The organism is Frigoribacterium sp. CFBP 13605, assembly GCF_014839405.1.
Taxonomy (GTDB): Bacteria; Actinomycetota; Actinomycetes; order Actinomycetales; family Microbacteriaceae; genus Frigoribacterium.
Map to the genome: position 1 here is coordinate 1 of NZ_JACYNS010000201.1, position 1,502 is coordinate 1,502.

The window sequence follows — 1,502 nt, forward strand, 5'->3', positions numbered from 1 at the left end:
TCGGCGGCGGTGGTGATGGCGGCCACCCGCGCGCCGGCGTCGACGGCCGTCCGGGCCGCGGCGACGATGCCGGACGTCGTGCCCGAGCCGCTCGCGGTGAGCAGCACGTCCCCGTCGGCGATGGCCGGCGTCGTGACCTCGCCGACGACGTGGACCTCGAGTCCGAGGTGCATCAACCGCATCGCGGTCATGCGGAGGGCGAGACCCGAGCGACCCGCACCGTGGACGAAGACGCGCTCGGCGTCGTCGAGCAGGTCGGCGAAGGCGTCGAGCTGGCCGGACGTGTCGGACGAGTCGTCGCCTCCGGCGTCCGCGTCGAGCACCGCCGAGACGGCGGCGTCGACCTCGTCGGCCACGAGCTCGAGGGCGGTGGCGACGAAACCGTGGTCGTCGTCGGGGGTCGTGCTGTCTGCGGGGGTCACGGGTACCAGCCTGCTCGCCCCGCGCCTCCGGCGTCCAGGTTCGGGCAGGCGGTCCGCGTCGACGGGCTCCGGGCGGGGGTGCGACCAGAAGGGGGGCCACCGTCGACCCGCACTGGGGGCAGCCCGGCTGCCGACCGCTGCCTAGCCTGGGACAGGGGGACGAGACACCGAGAGACACCCGAGGAGCACCACGTGACCAGGACGGTCGACACACCCGCGCACCCGACGCGCAGCTACGAGCGGCTGAGGCCTGCCATGCGCCTGTTCTACCTGTGGACGCTCTCGCGTTCCCGGCACGTGCCCTCGCCACGCGGACGGCCGACCTACCGGGCGGACTCCCCCGACCCCGACACCGTGCTGCTGATCGGCACGGGCCCGACCCACGGCTTCGGCGTGACGAGCCACGAGCAGGCGCTCACCGGTCAGATCGCCAAGGAGACCTCGAAGAGCACCGGTCGCGCCTGCTCGGTCGACTACATCGGCGACGAGATGATGAACGCCGGTTCGGCCCGTTCGTGGATCGGCGACCACGACCTCAGCCTGTACGACACGGTGGTCGTGATGCTCGGCCTCAACGACGCCGTCATGCTCACCCCGCTCGAGGGATGGCAACGTGACGTGACGACGCTCGTCACCGACCTGACCCGCCGCGTCCACCCGACCGCCCGCATCGTGCTGGTCGGCGTGCAGCCCGTGCGCTCGGTCACGCGGTTCGACAACCCGTTCGGATCGGTCGCCGACCGGCACGCCGCCCGCATGAACGAGATCACCGAACGGATCGCCGCGCAGCACCCGTCGGCCTCGTACTTCCGGCTGCCCCCGGGAGAGCTGCAGCCCGGTCGCCCGCACGGCTGCGAGACGATGTACCGGAAGTGGGGCTCCGTGGTCGCCGACCGGGTGGCCCCGACCCTCGACGTCGTGCGCCGCGGCGAGACCGTCGAGCACATCGGACGCACGTCCGTCGCACCCGTCGTGCCCGAGCGGGTCGCCGCCCAGCTCGAGGTGGCCCGACTGGCGGCGTCCGTGGCCGCACCGGCCCCGGTCGACCCGGTCGTCGCACAGCTCGGGGCCGCGCGGGCG

General features: G+C 73.4%; 2 protein-coding genes. One reads left to right on the plus strand and one right to left on the minus strand.

Annotation, left to right across the window (positions count from 1 at the left end):
* Positions 1 to 422, minus strand: a 422-nt coding sequence (locus IFT36_RS15990; RefSeq protein ID WP_463671340.1) for a phosphoheptose isomerase family protein, incomplete at its 3' end; no start/stop codon positions are given.
* A gap of 192 nt (positions 423 to 614) precedes the next feature.
* Here IFT36_RS15990 and IFT36_RS15995 point away from each other — a divergent pair.
* Positions 615 to 1,502, plus strand: an 888-nt coding sequence (locus IFT36_RS15995) for a GDSL-type esterase/lipase family protein (protein ID WP_200413662.1), incomplete at its 3' end; no start/stop codon positions are given.